This is a genomic window from Streptomyces sp. ICC4 (genome assembly GCF_003287915.1).
GTDB lineage: Bacteria > Actinomycetota > Actinomycetes > Streptomycetales > Streptomycetaceae > Streptomyces > Streptomyces tritrimontium.
In genome coordinates this window covers 3,710,932-3,726,128 of the sequence record NZ_CP030286.1, presented here as the reverse complement: position 1 = coordinate 3,726,128, position 15,197 = coordinate 3,710,932, and the positions used below count along the sequence as shown (strand labels likewise).

Genomic DNA, 15,197 nt, shown 5'->3' with positions numbered 1-15,197 from the left:
GAAGGTCCACCGTCGCCCACGGGCTGCCCACATGCCAGCCGAAACGCGGCATGCGACAAAGAAACAGGCCCCCACACCGGCCATCAGCGGCCGGACCAGGCGCGGCCTGTTTCTTCGGGTCCGGTTTGGTGGTCGGGGGGATAGGCGATCGGGTCGCTTGCTCTTGGCCCGGGCCCTTCATGATCGTGTCATGGGTGATTGCGGAACCTTCAGCGAGTCCACGTGGCACGGCGGCTTCTACGAGCTGGCGATCGAGGTGGGCCCCCGTGACGACGCGCGGCTTCAGCGGGCCTTGACGGCGGTGTGGTCCGCGGCGGGCGTCGAGGGGTGCTTCGGCGATGTGCGGCGCGCGCCCGGGGAGCAGGAGTCCGTGGGCTGCACGGTCGAGTCGCTGACGGAGTTCGGGCACGTGCTGGGGCAGGTCCGGCTGCCGACCGGGCACACCGTGGCCTGCGGCGCCATGACCATCCGAGAGGAAGGCGACGACCCCGTCGACTGGCTGGACTTCTACCTCCCCATCGGGGCCCTGGACGAGGCGGGCCTCGACATCGAGCGTCCGCGGTCCTACCGTTCCCCGGTCCTGGACGACTGGCTCGCCACCATCGGAGCCGAGGTCTTCCGCGCCGTCGACTTCCACGCGGGGTTCATCGGATTCGAGACGTCCGGGTGCAGCGATGCCGCGACGCTGGGAGGCGAACTCCCGGAATCCCGCGGGATCGGTTACCTCCTCCCGGTCGCGGGCGAACTGCGGTACGGCCCCGCCAACGACGACTCCTGACCAGGCTGTGTGGGGAGCGGGCGGCGCCGGCTGGTCGGCGAGGTCGTCGACGGCCGGTACGAGGTGCTGCGGACGTGCGAGCACGGCGGGATGGGCCTGGTCCACCGGATGCGCCACCTGCGGTGGGGTACCGATCTCGCGGTCAAGTCACCGCGCTCCGAGCTGCTTTCGGTCTCCGGTTTCCTGAACCGGTTCGTCGCCGAGGCCGAGACCAGGGTGTCGCTCGGGCTGGCCGTACCCGTCCGGCGCCGCGACCCGACGTCCCGCGCGGGCTCGCGGAGCTGCTCGACCTCTACGGACGAGCTGGTTTCCACCTGCTGCGGAAGATGATCCTGCTGCAGTAGCCCCCTGAACTGCGCGGACGACGCTCGTTGAGCACGATCTACCCTCCGTAAATCACTCTGGCTCCGAGCAAGCGCCGTGCAAGGATCTCGCCCATGATGGCCAAGCCCACTCTGACGGAACACCGCTCTCCATGGGTCGTGTTCACCTCCTCAGCCGACCCGTGGTTGGCGTCGGAAACGGCCGCGCTCGTGCACCGAAACGGTCTGGTCCTGCGGCTGGACGGCCGGGAGATGCGGGATCCCGCGTCCGTCTTCCGCACCTTCGCCCGGGAGCTGTCGTTCCTCGGCTACTTCGGCCACAACTGGGACGCGCTCGTGGACTGCCTCCACGACTGGCACGGCCCCGGACACGGCAACCAGGACCTCGCGATCCTGATCGAGCACGCGGACGACCTGCTGAAGTCGGACTTCCTCGGGCTGTTCGTATCGGTCCTCGCCCAGGCAGCCTGGAACTCCAACCTCCGTCTGGACGGCGACGGCGTGCTCGATGAGTGGCGGCAGCGTATAGCCCAGCACTTCGTCTTCCTCTTGGACCACACCACACCCGCTGCCTTCACGGAGAAGGCGGCCCGGGGCATGGACGTGGCGGTGGCGCTCTCGGATGGCCGCCTGCTCGCCACCCTGACCGACGTGGACTGGCCCGGTGGAGATCCCGCGTCCGCCCCCTGGACGGCCGGCCCGCTCTCCTTCGCGGACGAGGAGATCCTCAGCGGCATGACCATCAAGGGCATCCAGCTGTTCCGAGACCGCCTCGGCTGCTCGATCCACGAGGCCCTGGACATCCTCCAGTCCCGCTCTGAGCTCCTGCACCGCGACCATTCGGACGGCTACCTGATGGGCCGCGCCAGCCAAGCGACCGGGTTCGCTGAGTAGATGACTCGATCAGACAACCACGCCGGCCACCTCTGCCCCTTCGCAGCAGCTACCGGAGCACCGGGCAGTTGGCGGCCTCGTACTCATCCGCGATGGTGAAGACGCTGGCGCATCTCGGACACTCCGCCCTGCCGAAAAGATGGGAGATTCCCTCCGCGAGGACAGCTTCCCCATCGCGGACGGCCATCTCGTGCATCCACCGGCCGACGCCCGAAAGCTTCTCGATGGATGCCGGTCGGAGGTCACGCAGGTCCACGTCGCCCCGGTTCCAGTCGCGGATCGCCGAGTAGCGCCCGTAGTCGCCGATGGCGACGGTCACCTGCGTGGCGCAGTGAGGACACGGCAGGTCGTAGAAGTCGTCCGCGAAGTCCCCCAGGACGTTGGCCCAGTGGTACTGCTCCCGGACCGCGAGCAGTGCACGGAATGTCACCAAGTAGTCGGCCGGACGGGACTGCAGGTGCCGGTCCAGGAGGATGCCGAACTCGGCGATCGAATCGACGCTGCCAACCAGCAGGTCGTCACCGCCGTGGCGTCCTGCCGCGCGCTCCATGATTTCTCCGGCCAGGTGCCGTGCCTCCGTACTCCTCGCCGCGAGACGCACCAGACGGGGCAGGGCGGCGATGCCGGCGAGCGACACCAGGTCGCGCTCCAGGATCAGCCGGTGTCCCAACTCCGTCCACGCCTCGCCGCCGTCCCCACGCTCCACACGATCCAGAAGCTCGGGGACTCGGTCCACGTCAGAGTGCCAGTCGTACATCTGCGCCCAGTTCACCACCCAGACATTGAACCTCAGGCCCGACCTGGCCCCGGCCGCCCCGGTCGCTGTGCCGAGCCGGTTCGCCGGACGGCCGTGCAGGGGACGCGCTCAGCCGGTGGGCAGGGCGTGGCCGGCCAGGACCAGGAGTGCGGCGTCGGCTCCGGCCAGGGCCAGGATGATCAGGAAGGGCATCCGGCCGCGTGCGAGGGCGGGCGGTGCGGCCAGTGCCGCCAGGCACAGGACCAGTGTCACGCCGAGCAGCACCCGGCCGGCGAGCGGCACCGGGCCGGCCGGGCCGAGGGTCACCACCGCGCAGGAGGCGAAGGCGAGGCAGGCGGCCAGCGCGATGGATGCGCGTCGCCCCAGTCTCTGTGGGAGTCCCAGCACACCGCCCGCGATGTCCTCGTCGATGTCGGGCAGGGCGTTGGCGAAGTGGGCGGCGGTCCCCAGCAGGGCCGCCGCGGCGGTGAGCCACATCGGCGGCCAGTCAGCCGCTGGCGAGGCCAGGGTCAGGAAGGCGGGAAGCAGTCCGAAGGCGACGGTGTACGGCAGCCAGGAGGCGGGGGTGTGCTTCAGCCACAGGTTGTAGGCCCAGGCCGCGGCGACACAGCCGATGTGGACCCAGCCGGCCCGTGCGCCGCATGCCAGCGAGAGCGGGACGCAGGCGAGCAGGGCCGTACACGAGGCCGCGGCCACTGCGCCGGGCCGTACCTCCCCCGCGGCGAGCGGCTTGTCGCGGCGGCCGGCCGCCGCGTCGCGGCGCATGTCCAGGCGGTCGTTGCACCAGCCGATCGACAGCTGGCCCGCGGCGACCGCGGCCGCCGCCGTGGTCCCGGCGGCGGGTCCGAGCCCGACGGCGGCCGCCAAGAGGGCCGTGAGGAGGGTGACGGCGGCGGCAGGCACAGGGTGACTGGCCTTCAGGAGCCCCAGGAGGCTCGCGGGGGCGAGCCGCCGGGCCGTCGTCGAGCCTGCGTGCGCGGTCGGCGCGGCGGTTCCTTCGTCGGTGGTGGCGGGCACCGCACCACGCTATGCGTCCGGCGCGCCCGTGGCGGCCGTGTTCAGCGTGCCGACGCCCCGCTGTCCCTATGTTGGAGCAATGACACGGGTCCTCGCGGTGAGCACGGCGTTCCCGCCACACCGCTACACGCAGCAGGAGATCACCGACGTCCTCGCTTCTTGTCTGCCGGCCGGGGCCGACGGCGCGCTCCTGCGCCGGCTGCACGGCGCGGCCCAGGTGAAGACGCGTCACCTCGCCCTCCCTCTGGACCGGTACCGGGAACTCAACGGCTTCGGCGACACCAACCGTCTGTTCGTCGAACTCGGCGTCGCCCTGGGTGCCGAAGCGGTCGAGCGGGCACTCGACGAGGCGGGGGTGCGGGCCGAGGAGATCGACCTGGTCGTCTCGACGACCGTGACGGGCATCGCGGCGCCCTCCCTGGAGGCCCGGCTGGCCGCGCAGGTCGGCCTGCGGCCCGACATCAAGCGGGTACCGATGTTCGGGCTCGGCTGCTCCGCCGGTGCGGCGGGGCTGGCCCGGGTCCACGACTTCCTCACCGGCCGGCCGGGCTCTACGGCGCTCCTGCTGTCGACCGAACTGTGCTCGCTCACCTTGCAGCCCGCGGACACCTCGATGGCGAATCTGGTGGCGGGAAGCCTGTTCGGGGACGGGGCCGCCGCGCTGGTGGCGGTCGGCGACGACCTCAGTTCCGCGACGGCGCGGGGGGCCGGCCCGTCCGGGCCGGTGGTCACGGCCACGCGCAGCCGCCTGTACCCGGGGACCGCACACCTGCTGGGCTGGGACGTCGGCGACTGGGGCTTCCGCATGGTGCTCGGCCGGGAGGTTCCCGAACTCGTCAGGCTGCACGTGGCGGAGGAGATCGAGTCCTTCCTCGCCGCTCACGACCTCAAGCCCCGGGACGTCACCGCCTGGATCTGCCATCCCGGCGGCCCGAAAATCCTGGACGTGCTCGCCGACGAGCTCGGCTTGCCGGACTCCGCCCTGGCACCCTCCCGCCGCGCGCTGGCCGCCACGGGAAACCTGTCCTCCGCCTCGGTGCTGCAGATCCTGCGCGACACCGGCGCCGCGGCGCCGCCGCCGGGATCGACCGGCCTGATGATCGCCTTCGGTCCGGGATTCTCCTCCGAACTCGTACTGCTGGGCTGGTGACCGCGCCATGACCCCGTACACCGTGCTGATCCTGCTGGTCGTCGCCGAACGGTTGGCTGAACTCCTGGTGGCGCGCCGCAACGGTGCCTGGAGCCGGGCCCGGGGCGGCCTCGAACACGGGGCCGGGCACTACCCGGCGATGGTTGCCCTGCACGCGGCCCTGCTGCTCGGCTGCCTCGTGGAGCCCTGGGCTGCCGACCGGCCCTTCCTGCCCCTGCTCGGCTGGCCCGCCCTGGTCCTGGTGCTGGCCGCCCAGGGCCTGCGGTGGTGGTGCATCAGCGCCCTCGGCCCCCGATGGAACACCCGCGTGCTGATCGTCCCCGGCCTCGCACTGATCACCCGCGGCCCCTACCGGTACCTGCGTCACCCCAACTACCTGGCGGTCGCCGTCGAGGGCATGGCCCTTCCCCTGGTGCACACCGCCTGGGTGACCGCCCTGGGCTTCTCGCTGCTGAACGCCGCCCTGCTGGCCGTACGCATCCGCTGCGAGGACGACGCGCTGGCGACCGCGCGCCCCCTCCCCGCCCCCGGCGCGGTCACGTGATCGACCTCCTCGTCGTGGGCGGCGGCCCGGCGGGCCTGGCCACCGCGATCCACGGAGCGCTCGCCGGGTTCGACGTCGTGGTCGCCGAACCGCGTCCCACGCCCATCGACAAAGCCTGTGGAGAGGGCCTGATGCCGGGCGCGGTGCGCGCCTTGGACGCACTGGGCGTGGAGGTGCCGGGCTGGCCCCTGCGGGGCATCCGCTACGTGGACGCCGCCGGCGAGCGGCGCGCCGAAGCGGTGTTCCGGGCGGGGCACGGCCTCGGCGCGCGCCGCACCCTGCTGCACGAGGCACTGGCCGCCCGGGCCGCCCAGCTCGGCATCCCGGTCCTCCCCCACCGCGTTCGCCAAGTGAGCCAGAACGGCGAGTGCGTCACGGCGGACGGGATGACCGCCCGCTACCTCGTGGCAGCGGACGGACTGCACTCGCCGACCCGGCGCGCGCTCGGCCTGTCCGAGCGGCCGACCGCCGGGCGCCGGCCGCCGCGCTACGGATTGCGGCGCCACTACTGCGTCGAGCCGTGGAGCGACCTGGTGGAGGTGCACTGGTCGGCCGGCTGCGAGGCGTACGTCACTCCGCTGGGCCCGCACCAGGTCGGCATCGCCGTCCTGACGTGCGAACAGCTTCCGTACGACGCCCAGTTGGCCCGATTCCCGCTGTTGGAGTCCCGGCTCATCGCGGCGGGCCGGACGTCGGTCCGCGGCGCGGGTCCGCTCCGCCAACAGGCCCGCTCCCGGGTGGCCGGACGGGTCCTGTTCGTGGGCGACGCCGCAGGGTACGTCGACGCTCTGACGGGCGAGGGCCTCGCCCTCGCCCTGACGGCCGCCGCCGAACTCGTGCGCTGCCTGCGCGAAGGCCGGCCACAGGCCTACGAACGTGCGTGGAGCCGCCTCTCCCGCAACTACCGGCTGCTGACCAAGTCCCTGCTGTGGGCCCGGAACCAGCCCCGGCTGGCGCCCTGGATCACCCCGGCCGCCGCGCACTTCCCCGGCCTGTTCCAGCACGCCGTGAACCTGCTGGCGTGACCACGCGAAGTCCGTCCCCCACAGCGCCGGTTGCGGTCCTCTCGTCCTCAGAAGATCGCGTGGCCGATCGCGATGAGGAAACCGACCACCACGCCCAGGACGATGACGAGCAGCAGGCCGGCAAGACCGGCGAACAGATGGCCGTCCGCTTCCGGGGGGTCGCCGTCGTGGCGGCGTGCGCAGGCGGCGATCCAGGCCGTGGAGGTGAGGAAGGGGACGAGCAGCGGGCCGGTGACGGTGCCGTAGTCGAGGGCCGAGCCGCCCGAAAGGGTGAACCAGCCCTCGAACCGGGCGCGAACCGGCGCCGCACACCGCACTGTGCAGCGAGGTGGAGACCGCGCAGGGGGATGGGGCAGGGCCGGCCCGCCGTCGTGCCCGGGGGCCCCGGGAGCGCAGGCGGGCCCGGGGCCCCCGGCGTGCCCGAAGGCCGCAGGCGCCGGGGCATGCGCCGCGAGGGGCGGGGGCGTCTGCGCCGGGGCGGGCGCCGCAAGGGGCGCCCGGGCCTCGGCCGGGGCAGGCGCCGACGCGTGCGCCGCGAGGAGCGCGGGAGGCTCCGTCTGCGCCGGCGCCGCGGAGGGCGCGGGGCGTACGGGGCCCTGCCCGGCGGCCGGCTGCGCGGCGGCCCCGCCCGCGAGGATCCCGGTCAGCAGCGCCCAGCCCAGCAGCAGCGCGAACACGCACCGGAGGCTGCGGGGGCGGGGCATCGTGGGCGGCCTCTCACTGGGACATCACTGGGACATCACTGGGACACTCGGGCGGACTCGGCGGACTCGTCCCGAAATGGTACGGGTCCGCCCCACAAATGCGTTCGCCACCCGGCACCTGCGGGTGAGATCCTCGACCAGGTATGTCTACTTCCTTCGCCGCCCTGCAGACGCTTCTCGGTGAGATCTCCCTCCGTGACGCGCACCGCCTCGGCCGCCGCCTCGAAGGCGCCCGCCGTATCCGCAAGCCCGAGGCCAAGCAGGCCGTGCTCGACGAGATCGCCGCGGAGGCCGAAAAGGCCGCCGCGCGACTGGCCGGACGCGCCTCGCGGATGCCGGAGGTCACGTATCCCGAGAACCTGCCCGTCAGCCAGAAGAAGGACGAGATCGCCGAGGCGATACGCGACCACCAGGTCGTGATCGTCGCGGGCGAGACCGGCTCCGGCAAGACCACGCAGATCCCCAAGATCTGCATGGAGCTGGGGCGCGGTGTCCGGGGCATGATCGGGCACACCCAGCCCCGCCGGATCGCGGCCCGCACGGTCGCGGAGCGCATCGCCGAGGAGCTGAAGTCCGAGATCGGGCAGACCGTCGGCTGGAAGGTCCGGTTCACCGACCAGGTGGACCAGGACGCCACCTTCGTGAAGCTGATGACGGACGGCATCCTGCTCGCCGAGATCCAGACGGACCGCGAGCTGCGCGCGTACGACACGATCATCATCGACGAGGCCCACGAGCGGTCGCTGAACATCGACTTCCTGCTCGGCTACCTGGCCACGCTGCTGCCCAAGCGCCCCGACCTCAAGGTGATCATCACCTCGGCGACGATCGACCCGCAGCGCTTCTCCCGGCACTTCGGTGACGCCCCGGTCGTCGAGGTCAGCGGCCGTACGTACCCGGTGGAGGTCCGCTACCGCCCGCTCCTCGAAGAGGATGACGAGGACGCGGCGGACAGCGACCGCGACCAGATCACCGCGATCTGCGAGGCCGTCGACGAGCTCCAGGCGGAGGGCCCGGGCGACGTCCTGGTCTTCCTCTCCGGCGAGCGCGAGATCCGCGACACCGCGGACGCCCTCAACAAACGGAATCTGCGGTTCACGGAAGTCCTCCCCCTCTACGCGCGCCTCTCGCACGCCGAGCAGCACCGGGTGTTCCAGCAGCACACCGGCCGTCGGATCGTCCTCGCGACGAACGTCGCCGAGACCTCGCTGACCGTCCCGGGCATCAAGTACGTGATCGACCCGGGCACCGCCCGCATCTCGCGCTACAGCCACCGCACCAAGGTCCAGCGGCTGCCCATCGAGCCGGTCTCGCAGGCCAGCGCCAACCAGCGCAAGGGCCGCTGCGGCCGTACCAGCGACGGCATCTGCATCCGCCTCTACTCCGAGGACGACTTCCTGACCCGTCCGGAGTTCACGGACGCCGAGATCCTGCGCACGAACCTGGCCTCCGTCATCCTCCAGATGACCGCGGCCGGCCTCGGCGAGATCGAGAAGTTCCCCTTCATCGACCCGCCGGACCACCGCAACATCCGCGACGGCGTGCAGCTCCTCCAGGAGCTCGGCGCGCTGGATCCCTCGGAGAAGGACCACAACAAGCGGCTCACCCCGATGGGCCGCCAGCTGTCCCAGCTCCCGGTGGACCCGCGCCTGGCCCGCATGGTGGTGGAGGCGGACAAGAACAACTGCGTCCGCGAGGTCATGGTCATCGCGGCGGCCCTGTCCATCCAGGACCCGCGCGAACGGCCCTCGGACAAGCAGACGCAGGCCGACCAGAACCACGCCCGCTTCAAGGACGAGACGAGCGACTTCCTCTCCTTCCTGAACATGTGGCGCTACGTCCGCGAGCAGCAGAAGGAGCGCGGCTCTTCCGCCTTCCGCCGGATGTGCAAGCAGGAGTACCTGAACTTCCTGCGGATCCGCGAATGGCAGGACATCTATTCGCAGCTGCGTACGGTCGCCAAGACCATGGGCATCCACGTCAACGAGGCCGACGCCCCCGAGACGAGCGTGCACATCTCGCTGCTGGCCGGCCTGCTGTCGCACATCGGGCTCAAGGACACCGACAAGAACGAGTACCTGGGGGCCCGGTCCGCCAAGTTCGCGATCTTCCCGGGTTCCTCGCTGTTCAAGAAGCAGCCGAAGTTCCTGATGTCGGCCGAGCTGGTGGAGACCTCGCGGCTGTGGGCCCGGGTGAACGCCAAGGTCGAGCCGGAGTGGGTCGAGCCCCTGGCCCAGCACCTGATCAAGCGCACGTACAGCGAGCCGCACTGGGAGAAGGACCAGGCGGCCGTGATGGCCTTCGAGAAGGTCACCCTGTACGGCGTGCCGATCGTCGCCCAGCGGAAGATCAACTACGGCCGGATCGACCCCGAGGTCTCGCGCGAGCTGTTCATTCGCAACGCCCTGGTCGAGGGCGACTGGCGGACCCACCACAAGTTCTACGCCGACAACCGCAAGCTCCTCACCGAGGTGGAGGAGCTGGAGAACCGGGCCCGGCGCCGCGACATCGTGGTCGACGACGAGACCCTCTTCGACTTCTACGACCAGCGGATCCCCGAACACGTGGTCTCCGGGGCGCACTTCGACTCCTGGTGGAAGCACAAGAAGCACGAAGAGCCCGAGCTGCTCGACTTCGAGCGCGAGATGCTCCTGACGGAGAAGGCGGCCGGGGTCACCAAGGCCGACTATCCGGACTCCTGGGCGCAGGGCCCGCTGAAGTTCCGGGTCACCTACCAGTTCGAGCCGGGCGCGGACGCGGACGGCGTGACCGTCCACATCCCGCTCCAGGTGCTGAACCAGGTCACGGACGAGGGCTTCGACTGGCAGATCCCGGGCCTTCGCGAGGAGGTGGTCACCGAGCTGATCCGGTCCCTCCCGAAGCCGATCCGCCGGCACTACGTGCCCGCGCCGAACTTCGCGACTCGCTTCCTGGCCACGGCGCGGCCGCTGCAGGAGCCCCTGCACGTGACGCTCGCCCGCGAGCTGCACCGGATGGTCGGGGTCCCGGTCACCGCCGAGGACTTCGACCTCGGCCGCATCCCCGACCACCTGAAGATCACCTTCCGGATCGTCGACGAGCGCCGCAAGAACCTCGCCGAGGCCAAGGACCTGGAGGCCCTGCGGCTCCAGCTCAAGCCCAAGGCCCGCCAGGCGCTCTCGCAGGCCGCCGCGGCCAGCGCCGAGCGCGAGGGCGGGGAGTCGGTGGAGAAGACCGGGCTGACGGACTGGACGATCGGCGCCCTGCCCAAGGTCTTCGAGACCCTTCCCCTCCGCCGTGGACGGCGTGGGGATACCCCATTGGCCGGCCAGCCCGTGAAGGCGTACCCGGCGCTCGTGGACGCCGGTACGAGCGTCTCCGTACGCCTCTTCGACACCGAGGCCGAGCAGCAGCAGGCGATGCGGCTCGGCACCCGGCGGCTGATCCTGCTCAACGTCACGGTGAACCCGGCCAAGTTCGCCTCGGACCACCTCAGCAACCAGCAGAAGCTGGCCCTGTCGCGCAATCCGCACGGCTCCATCCAGGCGCTGTTCGACGACTGCGCGACCGCCGCGGCCGACCACCTGATCGCGCGGCACGGCGGACCGGCGTGGGACGAGGCCGGGTTCCGCAAGCTCTACGAGGCCGTGCGGGCCGACCTGGTGGACACGACCGTGCGGACGATCACGCAGGTGCAGCAGGTGCTGGCGGCCTGGCAGGCCTGCGAGCGGCGGCTGAAGGCCACGAGCAGCCTGGCCCTGATGGCGAACGTCCAGGACGTGCGGAACCAGCTGGCGGCCCTGGTGCCGACCGGGTTCGTCACGCTCGCCGGACTGCGCCGGCTGCCGGACCTGATGCGCTATCTGGTGGCGGCGGACCGGCGGCTCCAGCAGATGCCGACGGGCGTCCAGCGCGACACCACGCGCATGGAGAAGGTCCACGAGATGCGGGACGAGTACCTGTGGCTGCTGGAGCAGTTGCCCAAGGGCCGCCCGGTCCCGGCGGAGGTCACCGAGATCCGCTGGATGATCGAGGAACTGCGGGTCAGCTACTTCGCGCACGCCCTCGGAACGGCGTATCCGATCTCCGACAAGCGCATCGTGAAGGCGGTGGACGCGGCGGCACCGGGACCGGCCCGATGATCGGGTTCGACTGCACCCCCTGAGCTGCGGTACAGTCTGTTTCGCAGCCGCCCAGCGGCCGCAAAACAAGGACCTGTGGAGCAGTTGGTTAGCTCGCCACCCTGTCAAGGTGGAGGTCGCGGGTTCAAGTCCCGTCAGGTTCGCAAGATCGTCAGGGCCCGCATCCTCTGGATGCGGGCCCTGACGCGTTTCCGAGCCGGGAACCACGCGGGGACCCGAGCCGGGAATCATGCCGGAACAGTGCCCCAACCGCACCGGAACCCCGGCCGTCCTCCCGAAACACCCCCAAGGACCGCCTGAAGGCCCCCTGGTGGGCCCGTACGGCCGATCCGGCGCCCGGTCCGGCCCGAGGGCCTGGCGGACCGGTGCGCGGCCCACGGGCCGCCCGGGAGTCCACCCCGGGCCGGCCCCGGGCCCCGCCGGGAAAATCGCCCGTTCGCCCGATGCGGTCCGCACGGCACGTCCCATTACGGGGTGGGTTGCCCACATCACAAGAGTGATCACCTGTGACGGGAGTCACCCCATGTGTTTTTGAGACGTACGCTTTTATCGCGCCCATACGCCTGCTCGATTTTATATGTGCAATGGCACCCACCCCCGAGACGTCCGCACACCCGCCCGATACCGCCCTGACCAGGGCATAAAAAAGATCGCGCTGGACCCGGCGGAGTCCAGCGCGATCGAACGACTGGTGAACCTGTTGGGGCAGGTCCGGTCGCATGAAGCTATGTGGGGCTCATCGGATTGGGGGACCCGATATCGACCCGTCGATAAGTAGTGCTGCGGAACCTCAGGCCTCGCTGCGCTGCTGCGGAATTCCCGCAAGCAGTGCGCGGACCTCAGCCTCGCGGTAACGGCGGTGTCCACCCAGGGTGCGGATGGACGTGAGCTTGCCAGCCTTGGCCCAGCGGGTGACCGTCTTCGGGTCCACGCGGAACATCGTGGCAACCTCAGCCGGGGTCAGCAGCGGCTCGGCATCAGGGGTGCGAGCGGTCATGAGCGGCCTCCTCGGGAGAACCGAACCATCTCGGTTCTTTCCTCTAAATTCTGCACCTTGGCCCACGTTGCCCGAAATGGACATACGCGGGCCGAGTCGGTTATAGGACGAACGGCTTGTCCTCGGCACTACAACTACACCATCCGTCCAGCCCCAAGGGCCAAACCGACGGAATTGCCCTCCGAGGTGTTCATCAGCGGCGGAAGCCGATGGACCGTCCCATAACGGACAGTCACCCCACTGTGACGATCAGTCACAGGGCGATCAGGAGTCGTCAGACCCCCCGTAGAGCGCAATACCGAGCATTCCGCCCTTAGTTGGACGGAAGGAACCCTCCCCGGACTCCTTGTCCTATTTTGGCACGAGGGTAGGGGAAGGGCGCAAGGGTGTAGATAGTGCGGTCCGTCACGCTTGGGCCAATGGCCCGTATCGGGACGTAGGTCCCGGAACAAAGACCCAAAAGAGGGCATCACGACCGTGACCAGGCCGTTCCCTCCCGGGGCCGGCCGATCGGCCGATGGACATCGGCGCTCCGGTTCGCTACTCGCCCGATCGCACTAGTTGGCGAAGAGTCGCTCCCGGACCGCCCGCCAGCGTTCGGCGAGGACCCCGTACGTCTCGGACGCCCCCTCCCGGTCCCCGGCCCGCAGCGCCGCGATCCCCGCCGCCAGGTCCCGGGCCGAGCGGTCCTCCTCCAGCCGCGCCGCCGGCAGCGCGTGCAGCAGCCCGCCGTAGTCCAGCTCCACCATCGAGCGCGGATGGAACTCCTCCAGCCAGCTCCCGACCTCCACCAGCCCGTCGGCGAGCATTCCGTAGCCCTCCGCCTCGCGCAGGGTCCGCAGTCCCCGCGCGAGCCTGCGCCGGGCCTGCACCATCGGCGTCCGGTAGCGCAGCCGCTCGCCCGGCACGTACTCCCGCTCCTCGTCGGACACCAGCACGAACCAGCGCAGCGGCACCTGCCACACCCCCGTACGGATCCACGGGCGCGCGTCGGGGTTGCGCCCGCGCCAGGCCTCGTACTCCTCGGCGGCGCGGCGCCGGGCCGCCGCGGGCAGCGCGGCGTCGAGGACCGGCGCCGGGAAGTCGGCCCCCAGCTCCTGGAGCGCCAGCCAGCCGCGCAGCCTGGTCCGCCACGGGCAGACCAGCAGGGTCCCGCCCACCTCGGCGGTGAAGGCGTCCGCGCTCTCGTGGGCCGGGACCCCGACCACGGGCACCCGCACCAAATCCACCAGCGAGCGGCGCAGTTCGTCCTGGGCCGTCGCGATGACCCCGCGCCGGGCGTAGTCGGCCCAGTGCGTGCGCTCGGGCTCCGGGAAAGCGGCCAGCGGCTCGTAGACCCGCAGGTACGAGGCGTACGGGACGACGGGCGTCGAGCGGGCGGAGGACAGCCGGGGATCGGGGGATTCGCTCACGCTCTCGTACTCCCCCGCCCCGCCCGGTGCTACTCCGACGGGCGGCCGCGGGGCCGGGTCTAACCCCCGAGTGTCCCGATCTCCGGACAGGGAGGATCACGGGGCCCCGCAGGTCTTACGCTGCTCCCAGCACGCCCTCCCCCACCCGCAGGGCGGGCGTCTTTTCCGCCGCATCTCTTCCATGGGAGTCACCACCGTGACCGAAATGACCGACGGCGTCCTGCACACCCTGTTCCGTTCGGAACAGGGTGGCCACGAGCAAGTCGTGCTGTGCCAGGACCGAGCCTCCGGCCTCAAGGCCGTCATCGCGATCCACTCCACCGCCCTGGGCCCGGCCCTCGGCGGCACCCGCTTCCACGCGTACGCCTCGGACGAGGAAGCCGTCCTCGACGCGCTGAACCTCTCGCGCGGCATGTCGTACAAGAACGCGCTCGCCGGGCTCGACCTCGGCGGCGGCAAGGCCGTGATCATCGGCGACCCGGCCAGCAGGGAACAGGGCGGCTTGAAGTCCGAGGAACTGCTGCTGGCCTACGGCCGGTTCGTGGAGTCCCTCGGCGGCCGCTACGTGACCGCCTGCGACGTCGGCACCTACGTGGCCGACATGGACGTCGTGGCCCGCGAGACCCGCTGGGCGACCGGCCGCTCCCCCGAGAACGGCGGCGCCGGCGACTCCTCGGTGCTCACCGCCTTCGGCGTCTTCCAGGGCATGCGCGCCAGCGCCCAGCACCTGTGGGGCGACCCGACCCTGCGCGGCCGCAAGGTCGGCGTCGCGGGCGTCGGCAAGGTCGGCCACCACCTGGTCGAGCACCTGCTGGAGGACGGCGCCGAGGTCGTCATCACCGACGTCCGCGCGGAGTCCGTCCAGAGGATCCTGGACAAGCACCCGGGCAAGGTGACCGCCGTCGCCGACACCGAGGCGCTGATCCGCGTGGAGGGCCTGGACATCTACGCCCCCTGCGCGCTGGGCGGGGCCCTGAACAACACGTCCGTGCCGGTCCTGACCGCGAAGATCGTGTGCGGGGCGGCGAACAACCAGCTCGCGCACCCGGGTGTGGAGAAGGACCTCGCCGACCGCGGGATCCTCTACGCGCCGGACTACGTGGTCAACGCGGGCGGGGTCATCCAGGTCGCCGACGAGCTGCGCGGCTTCGACTTCGACCGCTGCAAGGCCAAGGCCTCGAAGATCTTCGACACCACGCTGGAGATCTTCGCACGTGCGAAGGCGGACGGAATTCCGCCGGCCGCGGCGGCCGACCGGATCGCCGAGCAGCGCATGGCGGACGCCCGCCTGACGCGCACGGTCTGATCCTCACGGGGCCTTTACGGGGCCCTTCGGGCGAGCCCGTCGGGGCGCGGCGAGACGGAACTCACTGCGCTTCGGCGGGTCGCCCGTCAGGAAAGGGCTAAAATCGCAGCTGACCAGCGAGGACGGGGCGCCTTGTTGGTACTGCACCGGGGCGCGTCATGCGGGCGGC

13 protein-coding genes and 1 tRNA gene are annotated in these 15,197 nt (G+C 71.0%); 9 read left to right on the top strand and 5 right to left on the bottom strand.

The genetic code is table 11. From position 1 onward, the window contains the following. Window positions 1-190 precede the first annotated feature (190 nt). The 3 genes from DRB89_RS17350 (at window position 191) to DRB89_RS43005 (ending at window position 1,995) form a co-directional block, all read left to right on the top strand. A complete protein-coding gene (locus DRB89_RS17350) occupies window positions 191-778 on the top strand; it encodes a hypothetical protein (protein ID WP_239516196.1) in 588 nt (195 codons plus the stop codon). A 9-nt stretch (window positions 779-787) separates the two neighbouring features. Next, a complete protein-coding gene (locus tag DRB89_RS17345) occupies window positions 788-1,108 on the top strand; it encodes a hypothetical protein (protein WP_112448317.1) in 321 nt (106 codons plus the stop codon). A gap of 203 nt (window positions 1,109-1,311) precedes the next feature. After that, window positions 1,312-1,995 carry a barstar family protein gene (locus DRB89_RS43005; RefSeq protein WP_162688614.1) on the top strand — a complete coding sequence of 228 codons (684 nt, stop codon included), beginning with the start codon at window positions 1,312-1,314 and terminating at the stop codon, window positions 1,993-1,995. A 49-nt stretch (window positions 1,996-2,044) separates the two neighbouring features. On the opposite strand, the gene DRB89_RS17335 is transcribed toward DRB89_RS43005, so the two are convergent. Together DRB89_RS17335 and DRB89_RS17330 are read right to left on the bottom strand one after the other, a co-directional pair. Then, on the bottom strand, window positions 2,045-2,770 hold the full coding sequence (locus DRB89_RS17335) for a hypothetical protein (protein WP_112448319.1): 726 nt from the start codon (window positions 2,768-2,770) through the stop codon (window positions 2,045-2,047). A gap of 90 nt (window positions 2,771-2,860) precedes the next feature. After that, window positions 2,861-3,769, bottom strand: coding sequence for a UbiA family prenyltransferase (locus tag DRB89_RS17330; protein WP_239516195.1), 909 nt, complete (start codon window positions 3,767-3,769; stop codon window positions 2,861-2,863). Between the two features lie 79 nt (window positions 3,770-3,848). Here DRB89_RS17330 and DRB89_RS17325 point away from each other — a divergent pair, with 79 nt between their 5' ends. The 3 genes from DRB89_RS17325 to DRB89_RS17315 are packed head-to-tail and all read left to right on the top strand — an operon-like array spanning window position 3,849 to window position 6,488. Beyond that, window positions 3,849-4,919 (top strand): 3-oxoacyl-[acyl-carrier-protein] synthase III C-terminal domain-containing protein, encoded by a 1,071-nt coding sequence (locus DRB89_RS17325; protein ID WP_112448320.1) that lies wholly within the window; start codon window positions 3,849-3,851, stop codon window positions 4,917-4,919. 7 nt (window positions 4,920-4,926) lie between these two features. Continuing rightward, complete coding sequence (locus DRB89_RS17320; protein WP_112448321.1) at window positions 4,927-5,463, top strand: isoprenylcysteine carboxyl methyltransferase family protein; 537 nt, start codon at window positions 4,927-4,929, stop codon at window positions 5,461-5,463. Beyond that, complete coding sequence (locus tag DRB89_RS17315; RefSeq protein ID WP_112448322.1) at window positions 5,460-6,488, top strand: NAD(P)/FAD-dependent oxidoreductase; 1,029 nt, start codon at window positions 5,460-5,462, stop codon at window positions 6,486-6,488. The genes DRB89_RS17320 and DRB89_RS17315 overlap by 4 nt, the downstream gene beginning before the upstream one ends. A 47-nt stretch (window positions 6,489-6,535) precedes the next feature. Here the strand turns inward: DRB89_RS17315 and DRB89_RS17310 are convergent, their stop codons facing one another. After that, window positions 6,536-7,165, bottom strand: a complete 630-nt coding sequence (locus DRB89_RS17310; RefSeq protein WP_112463326.1) for a hypothetical protein — start codon at window positions 7,163-7,165, stop codon at window positions 6,536-6,538. Window positions 7,166-7,335: 170 nt separating this feature from the next. Between DRB89_RS17310 and hrpA the strand changes: the two genes are divergently transcribed. Together hrpA and DRB89_RS17300 are read left to right on the top strand one after the other, a co-directional pair. Then, window positions 7,336-11,313, top strand: coding sequence for an ATP-dependent RNA helicase HrpA (gene hrpA / locus DRB89_RS17305; RefSeq protein WP_112449220.1), 3,978 nt, complete (start codon window positions 7,336-7,338; stop codon window positions 11,311-11,313). 69 nt (window positions 11,314-11,382) lie between these two features. Next, window positions 11,383-11,456: transfer RNA gene (locus DRB89_RS17300), tRNA-Asp, on the top strand. 647 nt (window positions 11,457-12,103) lie between these two features. On the opposite strand, the gene bldC is transcribed toward DRB89_RS17300, so the two are convergent. Then, complete coding sequence (bldC, locus tag DRB89_RS17295; RefSeq protein WP_003949541.1) at window positions 12,104-12,310, bottom strand: developmental transcriptional regulator BldC; 207 nt, start codon at window positions 12,308-12,310, stop codon at window positions 12,104-12,106. 557 nt (window positions 12,311-12,867) lie between these two features. After that, window positions 12,868-13,722 (bottom strand): hypothetical protein, encoded by an 855-nt coding sequence (locus DRB89_RS17290; RefSeq protein WP_112449219.1) that lies wholly within the window; start codon window positions 13,720-13,722, stop codon window positions 12,868-12,870. A 196-nt stretch (window positions 13,723-13,918) separates the two neighbouring features. Here DRB89_RS17290 and DRB89_RS17285 point away from each other — a divergent pair, with 196 nt between their 5' ends. After that, window positions 13,919-15,028 (top strand): Glu/Leu/Phe/Val dehydrogenase dimerization domain-containing protein, encoded by a 1,110-nt coding sequence (locus tag DRB89_RS17285; RefSeq protein WP_112453483.1) that lies wholly within the window; start codon window positions 13,919-13,921, stop codon window positions 15,026-15,028. Window positions 15,029-15,197 lie beyond the last annotated feature (169 nt).

Bases quoted from the DNA above. Each gene is read 5' to 3' on its own strand.
- DRB89_RS17350 (WP_239516196.1), top strand. From the start codon at position 191: ATGGGTGATTGCGGAACCTTCAGCGAGTCCACGTGGCACGGCGGCTTC.
- DRB89_RS17325 (WP_112448320.1), top strand. From the start codon at position 3,849: ATGACACGGGTCCTCGCGGTGAGCACGGCGTTCCCGCCACACCGCTAC.
- DRB89_RS17320 (WP_112448321.1), top strand. From the start codon at position 4,927: ATGACCCCGTACACCGTGCTGATCCTGCTGGTCGTCGCCGAACGGTTG.
- hrpA (WP_112449220.1), top strand. From the start codon at position 7,336: ATGTCTACTTCCTTCGCCGCCCTGCAGACGCTTCTCGGTGAGATCTCC.
- bldC (WP_003949541.1), bottom strand. From the start codon at position 12,310: ATGACCGCTCGCACCCCTGATGCCGAGCCGCTGCTGACCCCGGCTGAG.